The sequence below is a fragment of the Actinomyces oris genome (genome assembly GCF_001929375.1).
Classification (GTDB): Bacteria; Actinomycetota; Actinomycetes; order Actinomycetales; family Actinomycetaceae; genus Actinomyces; species Actinomyces oris_B.
Map to the genome: position 1 here is coordinate 1 of NZ_MSGO01000094.1, position 523 is coordinate 523.

Below are 523 nucleotides of genomic sequence, written 5' to 3' on the forward strand. Positions count from 1 at the left end.
ACCTCACACTCATCATTATAGATTCGGGAAGCCGGGGTACTCCGTTATCCTTCTCTCATGGTTCAGTTGGATTCAGCGCACGATGACACCTTCCGTGACAAGGCAACTTGGATGCATTGCGGAGTACCAACCTGGGCTTGGGAATTCCCCGAGCTCCATCTACTCAAGAATGATGTAGCACCATCCCCAGAGGCGGGTGGGCCTGGATATCGTGAGCTTTTTCGAACTGCGTGCTCACTTAGGTGTCTCGAGTACCTGTGGGCGGGATCAGAGGAGGACTACACCGCGTTCGTCAGGGGGCAACCGTCAAGCAGAACCACTCTGACGAAAGAGCGTTTTCGTTCGCTTCATCACTGGGTGAAAAATATCCTCGTAGACGACAGTGGCCTCATGGGCATGCGTTACCTGATGCTGGTGCATGACGCTGGAAAGTGCGCGGCGGTGGTAAAGATGACACAAGACGCAGGTCTCGACTGGACCGATCACGACGACTTGCTGCGCTGTGTGATGAAGACTCCGCGGC

1 protein-coding gene is annotated in these 523 nt (G+C 54.9%); it reads left to right on the forward strand.

The window, feature by feature from the left end:
* Positions 1–111: 111 nt before the first annotated feature.
* A partial coding sequence (locus tag BKH32_RS14835) for a hypothetical protein (RefSeq protein ID WP_430383810.1) occupies positions 112–523 on the forward strand: 412 nt, incomplete at its 3' end.